6 protein-coding genes are annotated in these 23,918 nt (G+C 73.9%); 5 read left to right on the top strand and 1 reads right to left on the bottom strand.

The window, feature by feature from the left end; translation table 11 throughout:
* Nucleotides 1-322: 322 nt before the first annotated feature.
* The 5 genes from K7I03_RS31180 to K7I03_RS31160 all read left to right on the top strand — a co-directional run bounded on the left by K7I03_RS31180 (nt 323) and on the right by K7I03_RS31160 (nt 18,685).
* Complete coding sequence (locus tag K7I03_RS31180; protein WP_224347306.1) at nt 323-5,206, top strand: type I polyketide synthase; 4,884 nt, start codon at nt 323-325, stop codon at nt 5,204-5,206.
* Between the two features lie 68 nt (nt 5,207-5,274).
* A complete protein-coding gene (locus K7I03_RS31175) occupies nt 5,275-16,302 on the top strand; it encodes a type I polyketide synthase (protein ID WP_224347305.1) in 11,028 nt (3,675 codons plus the stop codon).
* Nucleotides 16,299-16,733 (top strand): nuclear transport factor 2 family protein, encoded by a 435-nt coding sequence (locus K7I03_RS31170; protein ID WP_185946261.1) that lies wholly within the window; start codon nt 16,299-16,301, stop codon nt 16,731-16,733. Before K7I03_RS31175 ends, K7I03_RS31170 begins: the two co-directional genes overlap by 4 nt.
* Nucleotides 16,734-16,757: 24 nt before the next feature.
* Nucleotides 16,758-17,231: a nuclear transport factor 2 family protein gene (locus K7I03_RS31165; RefSeq protein ID WP_185946262.1), complete on the top strand. Its 474-nt coding sequence runs from the start codon at nt 16,758-16,760 to the stop codon at nt 17,229-17,231.
* Nucleotides 17,228-18,685, top strand: a complete 1,458-nt coding sequence (locus K7I03_RS31160) for an NAD(P)/FAD-dependent oxidoreductase (RefSeq protein ID WP_185946263.1) — start codon at nt 17,228-17,230, stop codon at nt 18,683-18,685. The genes K7I03_RS31165 and K7I03_RS31160 overlap by 4 nt, the downstream gene beginning before the upstream one ends.
* A gap of 341 nt (nt 18,686-19,026) precedes the next feature.
* Here K7I03_RS31160 and K7I03_RS31155 read toward each other — a convergent pair whose 3' ends face one another.
* Entirely contained in the window at nt 19,027-23,874 is a 4,848-nt protein-coding gene (locus tag K7I03_RS31155) for a type I polyketide synthase (protein ID WP_449657238.1), read from the bottom strand.
* Nucleotides 23,875-23,918 lie beyond the last annotated feature (44 nt).

Raw genomic sequence — 23,918 nt, 5'->3', positions numbered from 1 at the left:
CGGCTCCACCGAGCGTCGCGACGACACCGCTGATCGGATCGTGACAATGGGTGGGCGCACCCTGACAGCCGCCTCTTAAGTGCGGCTAAGACCCCTCGGCATGCGGCGAAGCACGCGGTGAAGCACGCGGCAGGGTTAGGCGGCGGAGCATGCGGCGGGAGTACGCGGACCGCGCAGCGGAGTATTAGGAGGGCTTTAGCGCCGTCGACGATTCTGCAACCCGGTGGTGCCCCGCCTGCCCGATGCGCGCGCCGTACGGCTGTCCGGCCATGCGGGACAAGGGGTCCGCCTGTTCTCGCCGAGAGGAGCGGTTGTCACCGGCATGGCGCACAACGAAGAGAAGCTTCTTGAATACCTCAAGCGTGTCACTGCGGACCTGCGCCAGACCGAACGGCGGCTGCGGGAGGCCGAGTCGGCGGGCCACGAGCCCATCGCGGTCATCGGCATGGCGTGCCGGCTGCCGGGCGGGGTGCGGTCCCCGGAGGAGTTCTGGGACCTGATCGCGGCGGGCGGTGACGCCGTCGCGCCGCTTCCCACCGACCGGGGCTGGGACCTCGACGCCCTCTACGACCCGGATCCCGAGTCCACCGGCACCAGTTACGTCCGCGAGGGCGGCTTCGTCCACGGCGCCGGTGACTTCGACTCCACCTTCTTCGGCATCGGCCCCAGCGAGGCCCTGGCCATGGCGCCGCAGCAGCGGCTCGCCCTGGAGACCGCCTGGGAGGCCATCGAGCGGGCGGGCATCGACCCGCTCTCCCTGCGCGGCAGCGCCACGGGCACCTTCATCGGCTGCGACGGCCTCGACTACGCGCTGGGCGCCTCCGAGGTGCCGGAGGGCACCGCCGGGTACTTCACCATCGGCAACTCCGCCAGCGTCACCTCCGGCCGGGTGGCCTACGCCCTGGGCCTCGAAGGCGCGGCGGTGACGATGGACACCGCGTGCTCCTCCTCCCTGGTCTCCCTTCATCTGGCGGCCCAGGCACTGCGTGCCGGGGAGTGCTCACTGGCCCTGGCCGGCGGCACCTACGTGATGTCGTCGCCCGCGCCGCTCATCGGCTTCAGCGAGCTGCGCGGCCTCGCCCCCGACGGGCGGTGCAAGCCCTTCGCGGCGGGCGCCGACGGCATGGGCATGGCCGAGGGCACCGGCGTGCTGCTGCTGGAACGCCTTTCCGACGCGCGGCGCAACGGCCACGAGGTCCTGGCGGTGATCCGGGGTTCGGCCGTCAACCAGGACGGCGCGAGCAACGGCCTCACGGCGCCCAACGGCCCCGCGCAGGAGCGGGTCATCCGTGCCGCCCTCGCCAACGCGCGCCTGTCGGCCGACGACGTGGACGTGGTGGAGGCGCACGGCACCGGCACCACGCTCGGCGACCCCATCGAGGCCGGCGCACTCGCCTCCGCCTACGGGCAGGGGCGGCCCGAGGGCCGGCCGCTGTGGCTGGGCTCGGTGAAGTCCAACATCGGCCACACCCAGATCGCCGCCGGCGTCGCCGGTGTGATCAAGATGGTCATGGCCCTGCGCAACGAACTGCTGCCCGCCACCCTGCACATCGACGCGCCCTCCCCCCACGTGGAGTGGGACGCCAGCGGACTGCGCCTGCTCACCGAGCCGGTGAAGTGGTCACGCGGTGAACGGGCGCGCCGGGCCGGGGTGTCCTCCTTCGGATTCTCGGGCACGAACGCGCATCTGATCCTGGAGGAGGCACCGGAGGAGGAGCGGGCTCCGGCGGCCGAGACCGAGGCGGGTCCGGTGGTGCCGTGGGTCCTGTCCGGCCGCACCGGTGAAGCCCTGCGCCAACAGGCCCGCCGACTCGACGCGTTCACCGACGCCGACACCCTGGAGGTCGGCTGGTCGCTGGCCACCACCCGGTCGGTCTTCGAACACCGCGCCGTCGTCATCGGCCAGGACCACGACCACGCCGTCACCACCCTACGAGCCCTGGCCTCCGGCGACCCCTCACCCGACGTCGTATCCGGAACCGCCGCGGACATCGGACCCGGACCGGTCCTGGTCTTCCCCGGCCAGGGATCCCAATGGATCGGCATGGGCGCCCAACTCCTCGACGAATCACCGATATTCGCCGCCCGCATCGCCGAGTGCGAACAAGCCCTCGCCCCCCACGTCGACTGGTCCCTCACCGACGTCCTGCGCGGCGACGGCAGCGAACTCTCCCGCGTGGAAGTCGTCCAGCCCGTCCTGTGGGCCATGATGGTCTCCCTCGCCGCCGTATGGGCCCACCACGGCATCACCCCCGCCGCCGTCGTCGGACACTCCCAAGGCGAAATGGCCGCCGCCTGCGTCGCCGGCGCCCTCACCCTCCACGACGCCGCCCGCATCGTCGCCATCCGCAGCCACGCCCTCCGACAACTCGCCGGACACGGTGCGATGGCCTCCCTCGGAGTGGGCCGGGAGCTCGCCGCCGAACTCGTCGACGGGCGTCCGGGCGTGGGCATCGCGGGCGTCAACAGCCCGCACTCCACGGTGATATCAGGCCCGCCCGCGGAGGTCGCCGCCGTGGTCGCGGACGCGGAGGCGCGCGGCCTCCGGGCGCGCACGATCGATGTGGACTACGCCTCTCACGGCCCTCAGGTCGACGAGATCGCCGGACTGCTCACGGAGCGTCTCGGCGGTGTCCGGCCGGTGGAGACCGACGTGGCGTTCTACTCCACCGTCACCGCCGGACGCCTGGAGACCACCGGCCTGGACACCGCGTACTGGATCGCCAACCTGCGCCGGCCCATCCGCTTCGCCGACACCGTCGAGGCCCTGCTCGCCGACGGCTACCGCCTGTTCATCGAGGCCAGCCCCCACCCCGTACTCAACCTGGGCATCCAGGAAACCGTCGACCACTTCGGCCTCACAGCCGCCGTCGTTCCCACGCTGCGCCGGGACCACGGCGGGCTCGCCCAGTTCACGCACTCCGCCGCCCTGGCCTTCACCTCGGGCGCGGACGTCGACTGGCGACGCTGGTTCCCCACCGACCCCGCCCCCCGGACCGTCGGCCTGCCGACCTACCCCTTCCAGCACCGCCATTACTGGCTGCGGCGCTCCACCGCGGCCTCCGCTGCCGGTGGGGGCCACGACGCGGCCGAGGCACGGCTGTGGCAGGCGATCGAGGACCTGGACGCCGAGGCGCTCGCGGAGAGTCTGGAGCTCGACGGAGGGTCGCAGGCGGTCGAGACGCTGGAGCCCGCACTGCCGGTCCTCTCGGCCTGGCGACGCCGGCACCGGGAGCAGTCGGCGATCGACTCCTGGCGCTACCGCGTCACGTGGGAGTACCGCGCCGACGCCGCCGGGACACCGGAGTTGAGCGGGGACTGGCTGCTGTTCGTCCCGGCCGGCCATGACGACCATTCCGCCGTGGGCGCCACGGTGGACGCGCTGCGGGAGCACGGCGCGACCGTCCGCACGCACACCGTGGAGACGGGGCGTGTGCGACGGGAGTCCTTGGCCTCGGTGGACACGTCCGGACTCGCGGGGATCGTCAATCTGCTGGCGCTGGACGAGACACCCCACCCCGACCACCCCGCCGTCCCCACCGGCCTCGCCGCCACCACCACCCTCATCCAAGCCCTCAAGGACAACGGCACCACCACACCCGTCCACACCCTCACCCAAGGCGCCGTCTCCACGGGATCGACCGACCCCCTCACCCACCCCCACCAGGCCCAAACTTGGGGACTCGGACGCGTCGCCGCCCTCGAACACCCCCACCTCTGGGCCTCACTCATCGACCTCCCCCCACACATCGACCACCACACCCTCACCCGCCTCGCCACCGCCCTGAACCAACAGGACGACGAAGACCAAATCGCCATCCGCACCACCGGCACCCACACCCGACGCCTCACCCACGCCCCCACCACCCACACCACCCCCACCTGGCAACCCCAAGGCACCACCCTCATCACCGGCGGAACCGGCGGCATCGGCGCCGTCCTCGCCCGCTGGCTCGCCCACCACGGCGCACCCCACCTCCACCTCACCAGCCGACGCGGACCCCACGCCCCCGGCGCCCGACAACTCACCCAAGAACTCACCCAACTCGGCACCACCGTCACCATCACCGCCTGCGACGTCAGCGACCCCCACCAACTCCGCGACCTCCTCGACACCATCCCCGACCACCACCCCCTCACCGCCGTCATCCACGCCGCAGGCATGACGGACCTGACGCCGATCGGGGACCTGACGGCCGCGCGCCTGGACGAGGTGCTCGGCTCCAAGGCGTACGCGGCCTGGAACCTGCACGAGATGACGCGGGATGCGGACCTGTCGGCCTTCGTGATGTTCTCCTCCGGCGCCGGCGTGTGGGGCAGCGGACGGCAGGGCGCCTACGGCGCCGCCAACCACTTCCTCGACGCCCTCGCCGAACACCGCCGGTCACAAGGACTCCCCGCCACCTCCATCGCCTGGGGCCCCTGGGCCGAGGCCGGGATGTCGGCGGACGCGGAGTCGCTGGCCTACTTCAAGCGCTTCGGCCTGCACCCGATCGGTCCCGAGCTGAGCGTCAAGGCGCTGCACCAGGCGGTGAGCGCGGGCGAGACGACGCTGACCGTCGCGAACTTCGACTGGGCGCGGTTCACCCCGACGTTCACCGCGCAGCGGCCCAGCCCGTTCCTCGACGGCATCCCCGAGAACCGGCGGGAGCCCGAACAGCCGGGCTCGGGTGTGGAGACCAGCGCGTTCCGCGCGGAGCTGGCGAAGACGCCCGCGTCGCAGCGGCACGGGTTCCTGGTCCAGCGCGTCCGGACGTACGCGGCCGCGACGCTCGGCCGGACGGTGGAGGAGATCCCGGCGGCGAAGCCGTTCCAGGAGCTCGGCTTCGACTCGCTGACCGCCGTCCAGTTGCGCAACCAGCTCAACACCGCGACCGGGCTCGCGCTGCCCGCCACTGTGATCTTCGACCATCCCACCCCCGAGGCGCTCGCCGGGCACCTGCGCGGGCAGCTCGGCCTCGCGGGCGAGGAGGCCGGCGAGGGCAGCGTCCTCGCGGCCCTCGACAAGTGGGACGCGGCGTACGGCACGGGCGGGCTGGACGAGGCGGCCCGGCGGCGGATCGCGGGCCGACTCCGGGTGCTGCTGTCGAAGTGGGACCCGGCCGAGGGCGAGGCGGACCGTTCCGCCACCGCCCACGACGCGCTGGAATCCGCGTCCGCGGAGGACATCTTCGACCTCATCTCCAGCGAGTTCGGTAAGTCCTGACGCCCGTTCCCGCCCCCCTTCCCCCCATGACCTCGATCATCCACGTAGTGCCAAGGAGCCTGGGTTAGATGTCGAACGAGGAGAAACTTCTCGATCACCTCAAGTGGGTCACCGCGGAGCTGCGCGAGGCCCGCCAACGGCTCCGCGACAAGGAAGCGGCGGAACCCGTCGCGATCGTGGGGATGGCCTGCCGCTTCCCCGGCGGCACCCGGTCCGCCGAGGACCTGTGGCGGCTCGTGCGCGAGGGGGGCGACGCCGTCTCGGCGTTCCCCGACGACCGGGGCTGGGACCTGGAGGCGCTCTACCACCCGGACCCCGAGCACCCGGGCACCAGCTATGTGCGGGACGGCGCCTTCCTCTACGACGCGGGCGACTTCGACGCCGAGTTCTTCGGCATCAGCCCGCGCGAGGCCGTGGCGATGGACCCGCAGCAGCGGCTGCTCCTGGAGACCGCGTGGGAGGCCGTCGAGCACGCGGGCCTGGACCCCCGAAAGCTCCAGGGCACCGACACGGGCGTCTTCACCGGGGTGAGCGCCCACGACTACCTGACGCTGATCAGCCAGACGGCGAGCGAGGTCGAGGGGTACATCGGCACCGGCAACCTCGGCAGCGTGGTCTCGGGCCGGATCTCCTACACCCTGGGCCTCGAAGGCCCGGCCGTGACGGTCGACACCGCGTGCTCGTCGTCGCTGGTCGCCATCCACCTGGCGGCCCAGGCGCTGCGGCAGGGCGAGTGCTCGCTGGCCCTCGCGGGCGGTTCCACCGTGATGGCGACGCCCGGCTCGTTCACGGAGTTCTCCCGGCAGCGGGGACTGGCGCCCGACGGCCGGTGCAAGCCGTTCGCGGCCGCCGCCGACGGTACGGGCTGGGGCGAGGGCGCCGGCGTCGTGGCACTGGAACTGCTCTCCGAGGCGCGGCGGCGCGGGCACAAGGTCCTGGCGGTGATCCGGGGTTCGGCCGTCAACCAGGACGGCACCAGCAACGGTCTGGCCGCCCCCAACGGACCCTCGCAGGAGCGGGTCATCCGTGCCGCCCTCGCCAACGCGCGCCTGTCGGCCGACGACGTGGACGTGGTGGAGGCGCATGGCACCGGCACCACGCTCGGCGACCCCATCGAGGCCGGCGCGCTCCTCGCCACCTACGGCAAGGACCGGCCCGCGGACCGGCCGCTGTGGCTGGGCTCGGTGAAGTCCAACATCGGCCACACCCAGGCGGCCGCCGGCGTCGCCGGGGTGATCAAAATGGTCATGGCCCTGCGCAACGGCCTCCTGCCCGCCTCGCTGCACATCGACGCGCCGTCGCCACACGTCCCGTGGGAGCAGGGCGGCGTACGGCTGCTCACCGGGCCGGTCGCGTGGCGGTCGGAGCGTACGCGCCGGGCGGGCGTCTCGGCGTTCGGGATCTCGGGCACGAACGCGCATCTGATCCTGGAGGAGGCACCGGAGGAGGAGCGGGCCCCGGCGGCCGAGACCGAGGCGGGTCCGGTGGTGCCGTGGGTCCTGTCCGGCCGCACCGGTGAAGCCCTGCGCCAACAGGCCCGCCGACTCGACGCGTTCACCGACGCCGACACCCTGGAGGTCGGCTGGTCGCTGGCCACCACCCGGTCGGTCTTCGAACACCGCGCCGTCGTCATCGGCCAGGACCACGACCACGCCGTCACCACCCTACGAGCCCTGGCCTCCGGCGACCCCTCACCCGACGTCGTATCCGGAACCGCCGGCGACATCGGACCCGGACCGGTCCTGGTCTTCCCCGGCCAGGGATCCCAATGGATCGGCATGGGCGCCCAACTCCTCGACGAATCACCGATATTCGCCGCCCGCATCGCCGAGTGCGAACAAGCCCTCGCCCCCCACGTCGACTGGTCCCTCACCGACGTCCTGCGCGGCGACGGCAGCGAACTCTCCCGCGTGGAAGTCGTCCAGCCCGTCCTGTGGGCCATGATGGTCTCCCTCGCCGCCGTATGGGCCCACCACGGCATCACCCCCGCCGCCGTCGTCGGACACTCCCAAGGCGAAATGGCCGCCGCCTGCGTCGCCGGCGCCCTCACCCTCCACGACGCCGCCCGCATCGTCGCCATCCGCAGCCACGCCCTCCGACAACTCGCCGGACACGGCGACATGGCCTCCCTCGGGACCGGCGCCGAAGAGGCCGCCGAACTGATCGGCGACCGGCCGGGGACGTGCGTCGCGGCGGTCAACGGTCCGTCCTCGACCGTGATCTCCGGTCCGCCCGAGCACGTCGCCGCCGTGGTCGCCGAGGCCGAGGCCCGGGGGCTCAGGGCCCGCGTGATCGACGTCGGGTACGCCTCGCACGGCCCGCAGATCGACCGGCTGACCGATCAGCTGACGGACCGCCTGAGCGGTATCCGCCCGGTGGACACCGACGTGGCGTTCTACTCCACCGTCACCGCCGAGCACATCGACACCACCGGTCTGGACACGGACTACTGGGTGACAAACCTGCGGCAGCCGGTGCGCTTCGCCGACACCGTCGAGGCCCTGCTCGCCGACGGCTACCGCCTGTTCATCGAGGCCAGCCCCCACCCCGTACTCAACCTGGGCATCCAGGAGACCATCGACCGGTCCGGCGTCACGGCCACGACCGTTCCCACGCTGCGGCGGGACCACGGCGGGCTCGCCCAGTTCACGCACTCCGCCGCCCTGGCCTTCACCTCGGGCGCGGACGTCGACTGGCGACGCTGGTTCCCCACCGACCCCGCCCCCCGGACCGTCGACCTGCCGACCTACCCCTTCCAGCACCGCCACTACTGGGTCGAGCCGCCCGCGGCGGCCCCGGTGGCGGGCGGCGGCCACGATCCCGTCGAGGCGCAGGTGTGGCAGGCGATCGAGGACCTGGACGTCGAGGCGCTCGCGGAGAGTCTGGAGCTCGACGGAGGGTCCCAGGCGGTCGAGACGCTGGAGCCCGCACTGCCGGTCCTCTCGGCCTGGCGACGCCGGCACCGGGAGCAGACCACGGTCGATTCCTGGCGCTACCGCGTCACCTGGAAGCACCTGGCCGATCCGTCGGCCGCGCCGGAGTTGAGCGGGGACTGGCTGCTGCTCGTGCCCGCCGCGCACATCGATCACCCTGCCGTTCTGGCGGCCGCGCAGACCCTGGCCGCCCACGGCGCCGAGGTGCGACGGCACGTGGTGGACGCGCGGGACGTGGAACGCGCGGAATTCGCCAGGGAGTTGCGGTCGCTGCTGGAGGGAGGTCCGTGCGCCGGGATCGTCAATCTGCTGGCGCTGGACGAGACACCCCACCCCGACCACCCCGCCGTCCCCACCGGCCTCGCCGCCACCACCACCCTCATCCAAGCCCTCAACGACAACGGCACCACCACACCCGTCCACACCCTCACCCAAGGCGCCGTCTCCACGGGATCGACCGACCCCCTCACCCACCCCCACCAAGCCCAAACCTGGGGACTCGGACGCGTCGCCGCCCTCGAACACCCCCACCTCTGGGCCACACTCATCGACCTCCCCCCACACATCGACCACCACACCCTCACCCGCCTCGCCACCGCCCTGAACCAACAGGACGACGAAGACCAAATCGCCATCCGCACCACCGGCACCCACACCCGACGCCTCACCCACGCCCCCACCACCCACACCACCCCCACCTGGCAACCCCAAGGCACCACCCTCATCACCGGCGGAACCGGCGGCATCGGCGCCGTCCTCGCCCGCTGGCTCGCCCACCACGGCGCACCCCACCTCCACCTCACCAGCCGACGCGGACCCCACGCCCCCGGCGCCCGACAACTCACCCAAGAACTCACCCAACTCGGCACCACCGTCACCATCACCGCCTGCGACGTCAGCGACCCCCACCAACTCCGCGACCTCCTCGACACCATCCCCGACCACCACCCCCTCACCGCCGTCATCCACGCCGCGGGCGTGCCCAACTACATCGCGCTCGACGAGCTCTCCCTCTCCGAGCTGGACGAGGTGCTCGCGCCGAAGGCGCGGGCCGCGCTCAACCTGCATGAGATGACGCGGGACGCGGACCTGTCGGCCTTCGTGATGTTCTCCTCCGGCGCCGGCGTGTGGGGCAGCGGACGGCAGGGCGCCTACGGCGCCGCCAACCACTTCCTCGACGCCCTCGCCGAACACCGCCGCTCGCAAGGACTCCCCGCCACCTCCATCGCCTGGGGCCCCTGGGCCGAGGCCGGGATGGCCGCCGATCAGGCCGCGCTGGCCTTCTTCAGCCGGTTCGGTCTGCATCCGCTCGACCCCGACCTGTGCGTCAAGGTGCTTCACCAGGCGATGAGTTCGGGCGAGACGACGCTGACCGTCGCGAACTTCGACTGGGCGCAGTTCACGTCGACGTTCACCGCGCAGCGGCCCAGCCCCCTGCTCGGGGACCTGCCGGAGAACCGGCGGGCGGTCGCACCGGTGGTGCGCGAGAGCGCCGAGGAGTCGTCGCTGCGGCAGGAGATGGCCGGGGTGAAGCCGGCCCAGCAGCGACAGTTGCTGTTGCAGCACGTGCGTGCGCAGGCGGCGGCGACCCTGGGGCACTCGGACGTGGACGCGGTGCCGGCGGCGAAGCCGTTCCAGGAGCTCGGCTTCGACTCGCTGACCGCGGTGGAGCTGCGCAACCGGCTCAACAAGAGCACCGGCCTCACCCTGCCGACCACGGTGGTCTTCGACCACCCCACGCCCGAGGCGCTCGCCGACGTCCTCCGCGCCGAGCTGTCGGGCGGGACGGCGGACGACGCGGCGGGGGCGGCCGGGGTCGTCGCGGACGACGAACCGATCGCGATCGTCGGCATGGCCTGCCGGTACCCGGGCGACGTGCGTTCCGCCGAGGAGCTGTGGGACCTGGTCATGGCCCGCAGGGACGCCATGGGCGACTTCCCCGACGACCGCGGCTGGGACCTGGAGGCGCTGTACGACCCGGATCCGGAGAGCCGCGGTACGAGCTATGTGCGCGAGGGCGGATTCCTTTACGACGCGGGGGACTTCGACGCCGCGTTCTTCGGCATCAGCCCGCGCGAGGCCGTGGCGATGGACCCGCAGCAGCGGCTGCTCCTGGAGACCGCGTGGGAGGCGTTCGAGCACGCGGGCATCACCCGCGAGGCACTCAAGGGCAGCAACGCCGGGGTGTACACCGGCCTGACGATCTTCGACTACCTCGCGCTGGTCGGTGAGCGGCCCACGGAGGTGGAGGGGTACATCGGCACCGGCAACCTCGGCTGCGTCGCCTCGGGCCGGGTGTCGTACGTGCTGGGCCTCGAAGGGCCGGCGATGACGCTCGACACCGGCTGCTCGTCCTCCCTGGTGGCGATCCACCAGGCGGCGAACGCGCTGCGCCGGGGCGAGTGCTCGCTGGCGCTGGCCGGGGGCGCGACGGTGATGGCGACTCCGGGCTCGTTCGTGGAGTTCTCGCTCCAGCGGGGTCTCGCGGCGGACGGGCGGTGCAAGCCGTTCGCCGCGGCGGCCGACGGCACGGGCTGGGCCGAGGGCGTCGGCCTGGTGGTCCTGGAGCGGCTGTCGGAGGCGCGGCGGAACGGGCACAAGGTCCTCGCCGTCGTCCGCGGTTCGGCCGTCAACCAGGACGGTACGAGCAACGGTCTGACGGCGCCCAACGGGCAGGCGCAGCAGCGGGTGATCCGGCAGGCGCTGGCCAACGCGCGGCTGTCCGCCGAGGACGTGGACGTGGTGGAGGCGCACGGCACGGGTACCACACTGGGCGACCCCATCGAAGCCGGCGCACTCCTCGCCACCTACGGCAAGGACCGGCCCGCGGACCGGCCGCTGTGGCTCGGTTCGATCAAGTCGAACATCGGGCACGCGCAGGCGTCGGCCGGTGTGGCCGGGGTGATCAAGATGGTGAAGGCCCTGGAGCACGAGCGGCTGCCCGCCTCGATCCACCTCGACGCGCCGACGCCGCACGTGGACTGGGAGAGCGGCGGGGTGCGGCTCCTCGCCGAGCCGGTCGACTGGCCGCGCGGCGAACGCCCGCGCCGGGCCGGGGTGTCCGCCTTCGGCATCTCGGGCACGAACGCGCACGTGATCCTGGAGCAGGCGCCGGAAGCGCCGGAGCCGGCGGGCTCGGGCGACGCCGAGGCGCCGGCCGGGGTGGTGCCGTGGGTGATCTCCGGCCGTGACGAGACGGCGCTGCGGGCCCAGGCCCGGGCGCTGGCCGCGCGGGTGGCCGACGATCCCCGGCTCGCGTCGCCCGTCGACGTGGGGTGGTCGCTCGTCAGGACCCGGTCGCTGTTCGAGCGGCGGGCGGTCGTTCTGGGGCGTGACCGGGACGCGCTGACGGCCGGGTTGCGGGCGCTGGCGGCGGGCGAGCCCTCGTCCGACGTGGTGACCGGGGTCGCGGGCTCCTCCGGTGCCGGTCCGGTGCTGGTGTTCCCGGGGCAGGGTTCGCAGTGGGCGGGCATGGGCGCCCGGCTCCTCGACGAGTCGCCGGTGTTCGCCGCCCGCATCGCCGAGTGCGAACAAGCCCTCGCCCCCTACGTCGACTGGTCGCTGACCGAGGTGATGCGCGGTGACGGCGGGGAGCTGACGCGGGTGGAGGTCGTCCAGCCCGTCCTGTGGGCCGTGATGGTGTCGCTGGCGGCGGTGTGGGCGGCGTACGGGGTCGTGCCGGCCGCCGTGGTGGGGCATTCGCAGGGCGAGATCGCCGCGGCGTGCGTGGCGGGGGCGCTGACGCTGGAGGACGGCGCGAAGGTCGTGGCGCTGCGCAGCCTGGCGCTGCGGGAGCTGTCCGGGGGCGGTGCGATGGCTTCCCTCGGGGTGGGCCGGGAGCAGGCCGCGGAGCTGGTCGAGGGGCATCCCGGGGTGGGTGTCGCGGCGGTCAACGGGCCGTCGTCCACGGTGGTCTCGGGCCCGCCCGAGGCGGTCGCCGCGGTCGTGGCCGAGGCCGAGGCGCGCGGGCTGCGGGCCCGCGTCATCGACGTGGACTACGCCTCCCACGGCCCCCAGGTCGATCTGATCACCGATCTGCTCACCGAGCGGCTCTCCGGCATCCGTCCGTCGGACACCGGTATCGCGTTCTACTCGACGGTCACCGCCGAGAACCTGGACGATACCGGCGTCCTCGGCACCGACTACTGGATCACGAACCTGCGGCAGCCGGTGCGCTTCGCCGACACCGTCGAGGCCCTCCTCGCCGACGGCTACCGCCTGTTCATCGAGGCGAGCCCGCACCCCGTACTGACCCTCGGCGTGGAGGAGACCATCGAGCGGGCGGACGTCTCCGCCACCGTGGTGCCCACGCTGCGCCGCGATCACGGGGACACGGCGCAGCTCGCGCGCGCCGTCGCCCAGGCGTTCGCCGCCGGGGCCGAGGTGGACTGGAGGGGCTGGTTCCCCGCCGTTCCGCCTCCCCGGATCGTGGACCTGCCGACGTACGCCTTCCAGCGGGAGCGGTACTGGCTGGAGGGGCGCCGGGCCGTCGCCGGGGATCCGTCGGGGCTCGGGCTCGCCTCGGCCGGGCACCCGCTGCTGGGGGCCGCCGTGGAACTCGCGGACGGCGGCAGCCATGTGCTGACCGGCCGGATCTCGCCGCGGGACCAGGGCTGGCTCGCCGAGCACCGGGTCGCGGACACCGTGCTGCTGCCCGGGTCGGCGTTCGTGGAACTGGCCCTCCAGGCCGCCGTGCGCACCGGCTGCGAGCAGCTCGCGGACCTCACCCTGCACACGCCGCTCGCCTTCGGGGACGCGGGCGCGGTCGACCTCCAGGTGGTGGTCGGCCCGGTGGACGAGGACGGGCGGCGCCCGGTGTCCGTCCACTCCCGGCCCGCCGGCGGCGGCGAGGAGGACGGGTGGACCAGGCACGCCGCGGGTGTGCTCGCGCCCGCCGGTCCGGAGGCTCCGGACGCCGGGTCCCCCGGCGCCTGGCCGCCGCCGGGGTCCACGCCCGTCTCCGGGGCCGATGGAACCGACGGCGCCGACCCCTATGACGAACTCGCGTCGTACGGCTACGACTTCGGCCCGGCGACCCGGGGTCTGGTGGCCGCGTGGCGGCACGGCGAGGACGTGTACGCCGAGGTGGCCCTGCCGGAGCCGGAGAGCGGCGCGGCCGGCCGGTACCGGGTGCATCCCGTGCTGCTCGACGCCGCGCTGCACGCGCTGATCCTGGACACGGCCGCGTCGTCCGCCGACACGGACCAGGTGCTGCTGCCGTTCTCCTGGAGCGGCCTCCGGGTGCACGCGGCGGGCGCGGACCGGCTGCGGATCCGGATCACCCGTACCGCAGCGGACCGGCTGTCCCTGACGGCCGTGGACACCGCCGGCGCGCCGGTGCTGACGCTGGAGGCGCTCACGGTGCGGCCGGTGGCGGCCCGTCAGGTCGCGGGGGCGCGGGGTGTGGACCGCGACGCGCTCTTCCGGCTCGACTGGACGCGGGTGGAGGCCCGGGGCGACGGCGGTCGCCCGCGGGCGGCCCTCGTCGCGCTGCCCGGAGAGCCGCTGGCGGCGGAGCTGTCCGGGGTGCTGGACGGGGCGCCCGTGCGGGAGACGTTCGGGGCGCTGCGGGCGGAGGCCGCCGCGGGGGGTGACGTGCCCGACGTCGTCCTCGCGGTGTGCGTCACACCGATGGAAGAGGCGTACGACGCGGCCGAGTTCGCACGGCACTCCTCCGTCGCGCTGCTGGGCCTGCTGAAGGACTGGCTCGCCGACGCCGCGTTCGGGACGAGCCGTCTGGTCGTCGTCACCCAGGGCGCCGTCGCCGCACGGCCGGGCGAGGAGGCCGGCGATCTGCCCGGCGCGGCGCTGTGGGGCTTGGTGCGCAGCGCGCAGACCGAGAACCCGGGCCGGCTGACGCTGCTCGACGTCGACGAACTGCCCGCTTCCCTCGCGGCGGTTCCGGCGGCGCTGGCCTCGGACGAGCCCGAACTGGCGCTGCGCGAGGGCCTGATGTACGTGCCGCGGCTGGTGCGCGACGACGCGTCCGGGCGGCTCGCCCCGCCGGTCGGATCCGCCACCTGGCGCCTGGCGCGGGGGGACGGGGAGCGGCTCGCCCTCGTCGACGCCCCCGAGGCCGGCCGGGAGCTCGCGGCGGACGAGGTACGGGTGGCGCTGCGGGCGGCCGCCCCGGACCCGGCCGCGCCGGGCGCTCCCGCGCCCGTGGTCGCCGGTGCGGGCGTGGTGACGGAGGTGGGTGCCGGGGTCGGTGCCGTGTCGGTGGGAGACCGGGTCCTCGGGCTGTTCGACGCCGTGGGGCCGGTGGCCGTCACCGGGGCCGGGCTCGTCGCGCCGGTGCCGTCCGGCTGGAGCTGGACGCGGGCGGCCGGGTCCCTCGGGGTCCATGGGTCCGCGTACCACGCGCTCACGGACGTGGCGGAGCTGCGCGAGGGCGATGCGCTGCTCGTCGAGGAGGGCACGGGAGCCGTCGGCTCGGCCGCCATGCGCCTGGCCCGGCATCTCGGCGCCCGGCTTCGGACCGTGGACGCGGCGGGCGGTACCGCTCCGGCGGGCTCTCCCGACGCGGTCCTGGCGGTGCGGGACGGCGCACTGGTGGTCCGGCGGGGAGCCGGCCCGGACCAGGCGGTCGGGCCGGTCGCGGCCGAGCGAGCCCGCGACGTGGTCGCGGCATTCACTGAGTTCGCGGCGCGCGGCGCCCTGACGCCGGTGGAAGGGTCCGTGTGGGACGTCCGCCGGGCGCCCGAGGCGCTGGGTTCCGGGTACGCCGCCTCGCGTCCGCCGGTGTTCACCCTGCCGGTCGCGTTCGACCCGGACGGCACTGTGCTGATCACCGGCGGCACCGGCGCCCTGGGCTCCCTCACCGCCCGGCACCTGGTCACCCGGCACGGCGCACGGAACCTGCTGCTGTCGAGCCGGCGCGGGGCCGAGGCCCCCGGCGCGCTGGAACTCGCCGCGGAACTGGCCGCGCTGGGCGCCCACATCTCCTTCGCCGCCTGCGACCCGGGCGACCGGGAGGCCGCCGCGGCCCTGCTGGCGTCGGTGCCCCCCGAGCATCCGCTGACCGCGGTGTTCCACTGCGCGGGCACCGTGAGCGACGCGGTCGTCCAGAACCTCTCGGCCGAGCAGGTCGAGGAGGTGATGCGGGTGAAGGCGGACGCCGCCTGGAACCTGCACGAGCTGACGGCGGACGCGGACCTGTCGGCGTTCGTCCTGTACTCCTCGGTGGCCGGCCTGCTCGGCGGGGCGGGGCAGGCCGGTTACACGGCCGCCAACGCCTTCCTCGACGCGCTCGCCGCGCACCGGCGGGCCGGCGGCGCCACCGCCACCTCCCTGGCGTGGGGCTACTGGCGGCTGACGGAGGGCATGTCCGGGCGGCTGAGCGACGCCGACCGGGCGCGGCACGCCGCCGCCGGTGTGGTCGGGCTCGGCGCCGACGAGGGCCTCGCCCTCCTCGACGCCGCGTGGGACAGCGGTCTGCCGCTGCTCGCGCCGGTCCGGCTGGATTTGGCCCGGATGCGCCGGCAGGCGCGGAGCCACTCCGCCGCGCCGACGCTGCTGCGGAACCTGGTGCGCGGCGGCGCGGACCGGGCCGCCGGCGGCCCGTCGGGGCCGTCCGCGCTCCGGAGGACGCTGAGCGGGCTGCCCGCGGCGGAGCGGGAGCAGGCGCTGCTCGACCTGGTGTGCTCGCACGTCGCGGCGGTTCTCGGCTACGACGCGGCCACGCCCGTCAACGCCACGCAGGGCCTGCGCGAACTCGGCTTCGACTCCCTGACCGCGGTGGAGCTGCGCAACCGGCTCTCGGCGGCGACCGGTCTGAAGCTGCCGGCCACCTTCGTCTTCGACCACCCGGACCCGGCGGCGCTCGCCCGCCGGCTGGAAGAGGAACTGGCGCCGCCGGAGGCGGACCCGCTCGCCGGCGTCCTGGAGGAGTTCGAGCGCCTGGAGTCCGCCCTGCTCGCCGTCTCCTCGCGGGACGGCACGGCACGGACCGCGCTGGCCGGGCGGCTGCGCGCCGCACTGGCCCGCCTCGACGTACCGGACGGCACGGCCGGGGACGCAGCCGGGGAGCCGGCCGGGGACACCGCGCTGGCCACCCGCATCCAGGACGCGTCGGCCGACGAGATCTTCGCGTTCATCGACCGGGACCTCGGCCGGGACACCGGCGACGGACACGACGGCCAGGCAGTGGAGGAGCAGCGATGAACGAGTTCACCCGCAAGCAGCGGGCCCTGGAGCACAGCCGTCGGATCAACGCCGGGGACGTCGACGCGGTCCTGGAGCTGTACGCCCCCGACGCCGTCCTGGAGGACCCGGTCGGCCTGCCGCCGCTCACCGGCCACGGGGAACTGCGCGCCCACTACGCGCGTCTGCTCGGCGCCCACGTCCACGAGGAGGCGGCCGAGCCGGTCGCCGGGCAGGACGGCACCCACGTCCTGCTGCAGGTCACCTCCGTCATGGACTACCTGCCCGACGGCCCGCTGTACGCCGGACGCGGCTGGCTCAAGGCCCCCGACGACCCCCGGACGGCCCGCATCCGGCGCGCCGCCATGCTCGTGATGCGCCTGGACAGGTCCGGGCTCGTCGAGCACGTGAAGGCGTACTGGGGCACATCCGATCTCACGGTCCTCGGCTGACCGGCCACCCTTCCTGGAGGAGCAATGCCCGACGAGGCCGCGCGAAAGAAGATGGCACTCGACTACGCCCAACGCATCAACGCCGGCGACATCGAGGGCGTCCTCGACCTGTTCGCGGACGACATCGTCTTCGAGGACCCGGTGGGACGGCCGCCGATGGTCGGCAAGGAGGATCTGCGCCGCCATCTCGAACTGGCCGTCTCCTGCGGGACGCACGAGGTGCCGGGCCCGCCGATGACCTCGATGGACGACCGTTTCGTCGTGACGCCGACCGTCGTCACCGTGCGGAAGCCCCGGCCGATGACCTTCCGCATCGTCGGCATCGTCGAACTCGACGAGAACGGGCTGGGCCGCCGGGTCCAGGCGTTCTGGGGAGTGACGGACGTGACCATGGACACGGTCGCCGACACGGCCGGGGACACGGCCGTGGACGAACCCGACGCGGTCGGCACGGCATCCGGCACCGACCCCGCCCACCCCGAAGGGAACCGCGCGTGACCACCACCCGACTCGCCCACGCCGTCGTCCTGGGCGCCAGCATGGCAGGGACCCTCGCGGCCCATGTGCTGGCCCGCCACGCCGAGACCGTCACCGTCGTGGAGCGCGACGAACTGCCCGAGGAGGCCCGGCACCGCAAGGGCGTGCCGCAGGGCCGCCACGCCCATCTGCTGTGGTCCAACGGGGCACACCTCATAGAGGACCTGCTGCCCGGCACCACCGACCGCCTCCTCGCGGCGGGGGCCCGCCGGCTCGGCTTCCCCGCGGATCTGGTCACCCTCACCGGGCAGGGCTGGCAACACCGCTTCCCCGCCACGCAGTTCGCCCTGCTCGCCAGCCGTCCTCTGCTCGACCTGACGGTACGTCAGGGGGCGCTGACGCGGCGCAACATCACCGTTCTGCAGCGCACCGAGGCCGTCGACCTCACCGGCGACGCGGGACGGGTCACCGGCGTGGTCGTCCGCGACATCGACAGCGGGCGGCGGACCGCGCTGGAAGCCGACCTGGTGATCGACGCCACCGGGCGCGGCTCCCGGCTCAAGCAGTGGCTCGCGGCGCTCGGCGCGCCCGCGCCGGAAGAGGACGTCGTGGACGCCGGCGTCGCCTACGCGACCCGCTTCTTCCAGGCCCCGCCCGGGGCGACGACGGGCTTCCCCGCCGTGAACATCGCCGCCGACGACAACGTCCGCGAGCCCGGCCGCTTCGGCGTCGTCTACCCCATCGAGGGCGGCCGCTGGATCGTGACGCTCTCCTGCACCCGCGGCGCCCGGCTCCCCTCCACCGAGGAGGAGTTCCTGCCGTTCGCGAGGGACCTCCGGCACCCGGTCATCGCCGACCTGCTGCGCGACGCCGAACCGCTCACCCCCCTCTACGGCTCCCGCTCCGCCGCCAACCGGCGCCTGTACCCGGAACGGCTCGACCGGTGGCCCGACGGACTGCTGGTCCTCGGCGACTCCCTGACGGCCTTCAATCCGATCTACGGGCACGGCATGAGCTCGGCCGCGCGCTGCGCCGTCACCCTGGACCGGGAGCTCGGGCAGGGCGCCCCCTCCGGGACGGGAGACGGGCACCGGATACAGAAGGCGATCGGCGCGGCCGTCGACGACCCCTGGATCCTGGCGGCGTCCAAGGACATCGACTACGTCAACTGCCGCGTGGACGCGACGGACCCGCGGCTCGTCGGCGTCGACACCGAGCAGCGCCTCCGGTTCGCCGACGCCATCACGGCGGCGTCGATCCGCGTCCCGGAGGCGTCGGAGATCGTCACGGACGTGATGAGCCTGAACGCGCCCCAGTCGGAGCTGGGTTCCAACCGCTTCCTGCTGGCCATGCGCACCGGCGAACGCCGCCCGGAGCTGACCGCGCCGCCGTTCACCGCGGAGGAGCTGGCGGTGGTGGGCCTCGACGCGTCGGTCCTCACGCCGGCGGCGGCGGGGTCGGCGCCTGTGGGGTAGGCGGTTACGGTTCTCCGAGACGCACCCGGGTGACGCCGGGGTGACGCTCGGGTGACGCCGGGAAGCGGAAGAAGGAGACCGAGGACGGGCCGGGGGCGGCCGAGCGATCGAGCCGCCCCCGGCCCGTCCGGCGTTCGGGGGGGAGGGGCTTGAGAGCACGCGCCGCGCGAAGGGCCGATCCGCCGCCGGGGTCACCGGTCGCATGAAGCCGGGGCACGAAGCCGGGGCACGAAACCGGGGCACGAAGCGGGGGCATGAAGCCGGGGCATGAAGCCGGGGCACGAAGCCGGGGTGGCTGCCACACGGCAGCCACCCCGCCTCGGATCAGTGACCGGTGTGGGTCAGCGCCCGCCCCACTCGCGGTCGATCAGCGCGAACATGTCGTCGGCGCTCGCCGCGGACAGGTCCTCCTCGCCGCCCGCCCCGGCCCCGCCGTCCGACGCGGCCGGGGCGGCGGCGTCGGGGTGCTTCCACAGCAGCGCCTGGAGGCGGCGGATCAGGCCCCGGCGGCGGGGGTCGTCCGCGGCGAGGTCCGCCAACGCGGCGTCCAGCTCGTCGAGATGGGCGGCCACCGGCAGCTCCGCCGCACCGCCGTCGGGCAGGATCCGCTCCAGCAGGTGCTCGGCGAGGGCGCGGGGCGTCGGGTAGTCGTAGACGAGCGTGGCGGGCAGCCGCAGCCCGGTGGCCGCGCGCAGCCGGTTGCGCAGCTCGACGACCACGAGGGAGTCGAAGCCCAGGTCCTTGAAGGCCCGTTCGGGATCGACGTCCTGCCCCGGCTCGTACCGCAGCACGGCCGCCACCTGCGTACGGACCGTCTTCAGCAGCGCGCCGGCCCGCTCCCGCGCCGGCAGGGCGGCCAGCTCGCGCCGCAGCTCGGCGACGTCCGCCCCGTCACCGGCCTCCGGCCCGGCGTCGAGCACCCGCCGGGCGGCCGGCACCCCGTCGAGGAGCCGGGTGGGCCGGGAGAGGGTGAACAGCGGGGCGAAGCGTTCCCACTCGATGTCCGCGACCACCGCGTGCCCGCCACCGCCACCACCGTCGCCGCCACCGTCGAGCAGGGTGTGCAGCGCGCCGAGCGCCAGCCGGGGTTCCAGCGGGGGCAGCCCCTGCCGCCGCGACAGACCGGTCTGCCGGAGGGCGAGATCCCCGTCGTCCGGCAGGTCCCAGATGCCCCAGCCTACGGAGACGATCCGCGGGCCCTCGGGCCGGTGCTGCCGGGCCAGGGCATCGAGGCAGGCGTTGGCGGCGGCGTGGGCACCGTGCTCCCTGCTGCCGAGAGTGGCCGCCAGGGACGAGAAGAACAACACGGTCTCCACCGGTCCGGCACCGACCGGTTCACCAAGTGCCGTGGCGGCGGACACGGCCGAGGTCAGGTCGTCGGGCGTGATCTCCGCCAAGGGGGCGGGCCAGCCCGGCAGCGAGGTGTGGATGACCGTCCGCACCCGTACGCCCGCCGCCTCTTCCGGCGTCCGTACCACGGTCACCAGGGTTCCGTGTTCGGCTACTTCGGCGTTCAGCTCGGCTTCCCGCCGGGGACCCCCGGCGCCGTCCGGGTCCACGAGGACGACGTGTTCGGCGCCGCGGCCGGCCAGCCAGCGCACCACGTGGTCCGCCAGCCGCCCGACACCGCCCGTCACGAGCACGGCACCGTGCGGCCGCCAGCCCTCCCCGGCACCGCCGGCGGACGCCGCGTCGGGCACCAGGCGGCGGCCGAGAACCCCGGCCGGGCGCAGCGCGACCTGGTCCTCGCCGGCGTCCCCGCACAGGACCGCGGGGAGCGGTCCCACCGCCCGCCGCTCCGGGGCGGCGGGCAGGTCCACCAGGCCGCCCCACGCCTCGGGATGCTCCAGGGCGGCCACCCGCCCGAGGCCCCACACCGCCGCCTGCTCCGGGGAGACGACGGGATCGGTCTCCCCGCAGGAGACGGCACCGCGGGTGGCGCACCACAGGGGTGCGTCGAACCCGGCGTCCAGCAGGGCCTGGAAGAGCGCCAACGACGCCTCGGCGGGCCGTTCGGCGAGCGCGAGCAGGGACAGCACGCCCGCAGGGGCGGTACCGTCCGGGAGTCCGGCCCGGCCGGAGCGGAGCAGCTCCGCGAGGTCCGGCCGCCCCGGGCACGGGCCCGCCTCGACGAGCACCGCCGAAACCCCGGCCCCCTCCAGCGCGTCCAGGCAGGCGCGGACCCAGGCGTCGGCGCCCTGGGAGGGGGCGACGATCAGCCAGGGGCCGGATCCGGAAGCGGTGGAGTCGGAGAGGGGGACAGGCTGCCAGTCGACGCGGTAGCGCCAGGAGTCGACGACGGACTGCTCACGCCGCTCGCGCCGCCACGCGGAGAGGGCGGGGAAGACGGACTCCAACGCCGACCTGCGCTCGTCGTCCTTGAGGTGCAGGGTGTCGCAGAGCGCCTGGACGTCCTCGCCTTCCACGGCCGCCCAGAAACCGGCCTCGTCACCGTCCGCCTGGGACGCCGCCTCGGGGGCCAGGATGTCCGCCAGCCAGAAACGCCGGCCCTGGAAGGCGTACGTGGGCAGGTCGACGGTACGGGGGGCGGGGTCGGCCGGGAACCAGCCCGACCAGTCCACGGCGGCCCCGGCCGTGTGCAGCCGGGCCACCGCCTGCGTGAACGCCACGTCGTCCGGCTGCGCGGAGTGCAGCGAGGCGGTCACGACCGGCTCCGGCGCCTCGGCTTCGACGACGCCGTCGAGGGTGTGCTGGGCGGCGGTGGTCAACACCGGAGCCGGACCCAGCTCCACGAACACCCCGGCCTGGTCGGCGACGTGCGCGATGGCCTGCCGGAAGAGAACCGGCTGGCGAACATGACGCACCCAGTAGTCGGGAGACGCGATCTCTTCATCGGCAGGGAGACCGGTCACATTGCTGATCAACGGGATCGCAGGAGCCTTGAACCTCACCTCGGCCAGCGCGTCGGCGAAGTCCGGGAGCATGGGCTCCATCAGCGCCGAGTGAAACGCGTGGCTGACGGAGAGCGCTTTCGTCTTGCGTCCCTGGGCGGACCATGTGGCAGCGATCCGCTCCACAGCATCGGCAGGGCCGGAAATCACGGTGGAGTCGGGGGTGTTCACCGCAGCGACACTCACCCCCGAGCCCTCCAGGTCGCCGGCGAGTTCCTCAGGGGTGGCCTGCACCGCACACATCGCACCACCCTCGGGCAGCGCGCCCATCAACCGCGCCCGGGCACCCACCACCCGGCACGCATCCGCCAGATCGAACACACCCGCCACATACGCGGCAGCGATCTCACCGACCGAATGACCGATCACCACATCAGGACGTATCCCCACCGACTCCCACAACCGGGCCAACCCCACCTGGAGCGCGAACAACCCCGCCTGCGCCCACATCGTGTGATCCAAACGATCTTGAGGGCCACCGAAGACGACGTCCTTCAGCGACCCCTCAAGCTCCCCCTCCAACAGCCCACACACCTCATCGAACGCCCCCGCGAACACCGGGAACCGCTCATACAACCCCGACCCCATCCCCACCAGCTGACTCCCCTGACCACTGAAGAGCCACACCGTCCTCCCCCCACGCACCACGCCCGGACCCACCAACCCCGCATGCGACTCCCCCACCGCCAACGCCTCAAGCGCGGCCACCCGCTCCGCTTGCTCCGCAGCGACCACAACGGCCCGATGCTCGAACAACGACCGTGTACGCAACAACGACCAACCCACATCACGTACATCACCAGCATCGCCCACGGCCTCGCTCAAGCGGCCCGCCTGCGCCCGCAACGCGTCCCGGCTGCGGGCCGAGACCACCCACGGCACGACGGCACCGTCCGGGGCGGCGTCGGCGCGCTCCACCGGCTCGTCCGCTTCGTCGGGGGCCTGTTCCAGGATGAGGTGGGCGTTGGTGCCGCTGATGCCGAAGGAGGAGACGCCCGCCCGCCGGGGCCGGTCGGCGCGTGGCCACGGCACGGGGTCGGTGAGCAGCCGCACTCCCCCGCCCTCCCACTCCACATGGGGCGTGGGGCGGTCGATGTGCAGCGAGGCGGGCAGTTCCCCGTGCCGCATCGCCATCACCATCTTGATCACACCGGCGACGCCGGCGGCGGCCTGGGTGTGGCCGATGTTGGACTTGACCGAGCCCAGCCACAGCGGCCGGTCGTCGGCGCGCTCCTTGCCGTACGTGGCGAGGAGCGCCTGCGCCTCGATGGGGTCGCCCAGCGTCGTCCCGGTGCCGTGTGCCTCCACGGCGTCGACGGTGTCCGGGGTGACCCGGGCGTTGGCCAGGGCCTGGCGGATCACCCGTTCCTGGGCGGCGTCGTTGGGGGCGGTGAGGCCGTTGCTCGCGCCGTCCTGGTTGACGGCGGATCCGCGGATGACGCCGAGTACGCGGTGCCCGTTGCGGCGGGCGTCGGAGAGGCGTTCCAGCAGGACGAGGCCGACGCCCTCGGAGAATCCGGTGCCGTCGGCCGCGGCGGCGAACGGCTTGCAGCGGCCGTCCGGTGACAGGCCCCGCTGGCGGGAGAACTCGACGTACGCGGTGGGCGTGGACAGCACGGTGACGCCGCCCGCGAGGGCCAGCTCGCACTCGCCCTGCCGCAGCGCCTGCGCCGCCAGGTGGATCGCGACCAGCGACGCCGAGCACGCGGTGTCGAGCGTGACCGCGGGGCCCGCGAGGCCGAAGGTGTAGGCGATACGACCGGAGATGACGCTGGAGAGGGTGCCCGTGGTGGCGTACCCCTCCACTTCGGCGGGCACCCGGGACCGGGACATGTAGTCCTGGCTGGACACCCCCGCGTACACGCCCGTCGGGCTGTCCTTGAGGGAGGCCGGGTCGATGCCCGCGCGCTCGAACAGTTCCCAGGCCACTTCCAGGAGCACCCGCTGCTGCGGGTCGGCGGCCAGCGCCTCCCGCGGGTTGACGCCGAAGAAGTCGGCGTCGAAGCGCGTGGCGTCCCGCAGGAAGCCGGCCTCCCTCACATAGCTGGTGCCCGGGTGATCCGGGTCGGGGTGGTACAGGTTCTCCACGTCCCAGCCGCGGTCGGCCGGGAACGCCTCGATGGCGTCGCCACGCGAGGCGACCAGGTCCCACAGTTCCTCCGGCGACGTCACACCGCCGGGGTACCGGCAGGCCATCGCGACGATGGCCAGCGGTTCCCGCTGCCGCTCCTCCGTCTCGCGCAGGCGCTGACGGGTCTGTCCCAGATCCGCCGTCACCCGCTTCAGGTAGTGGCGAAGCTTCTCCTCGGTACCCGGCGTGT

It is taken from the genome of Streptomyces mobaraensis, assembly GCF_020099395.1.
Taxonomy (GTDB): Bacteria; Actinomycetota; Actinomycetes; order Streptomycetales; family Streptomycetaceae; genus Streptomyces.
This window is presented reverse-complemented; position numbering and strand designations above follow the sequence as displayed.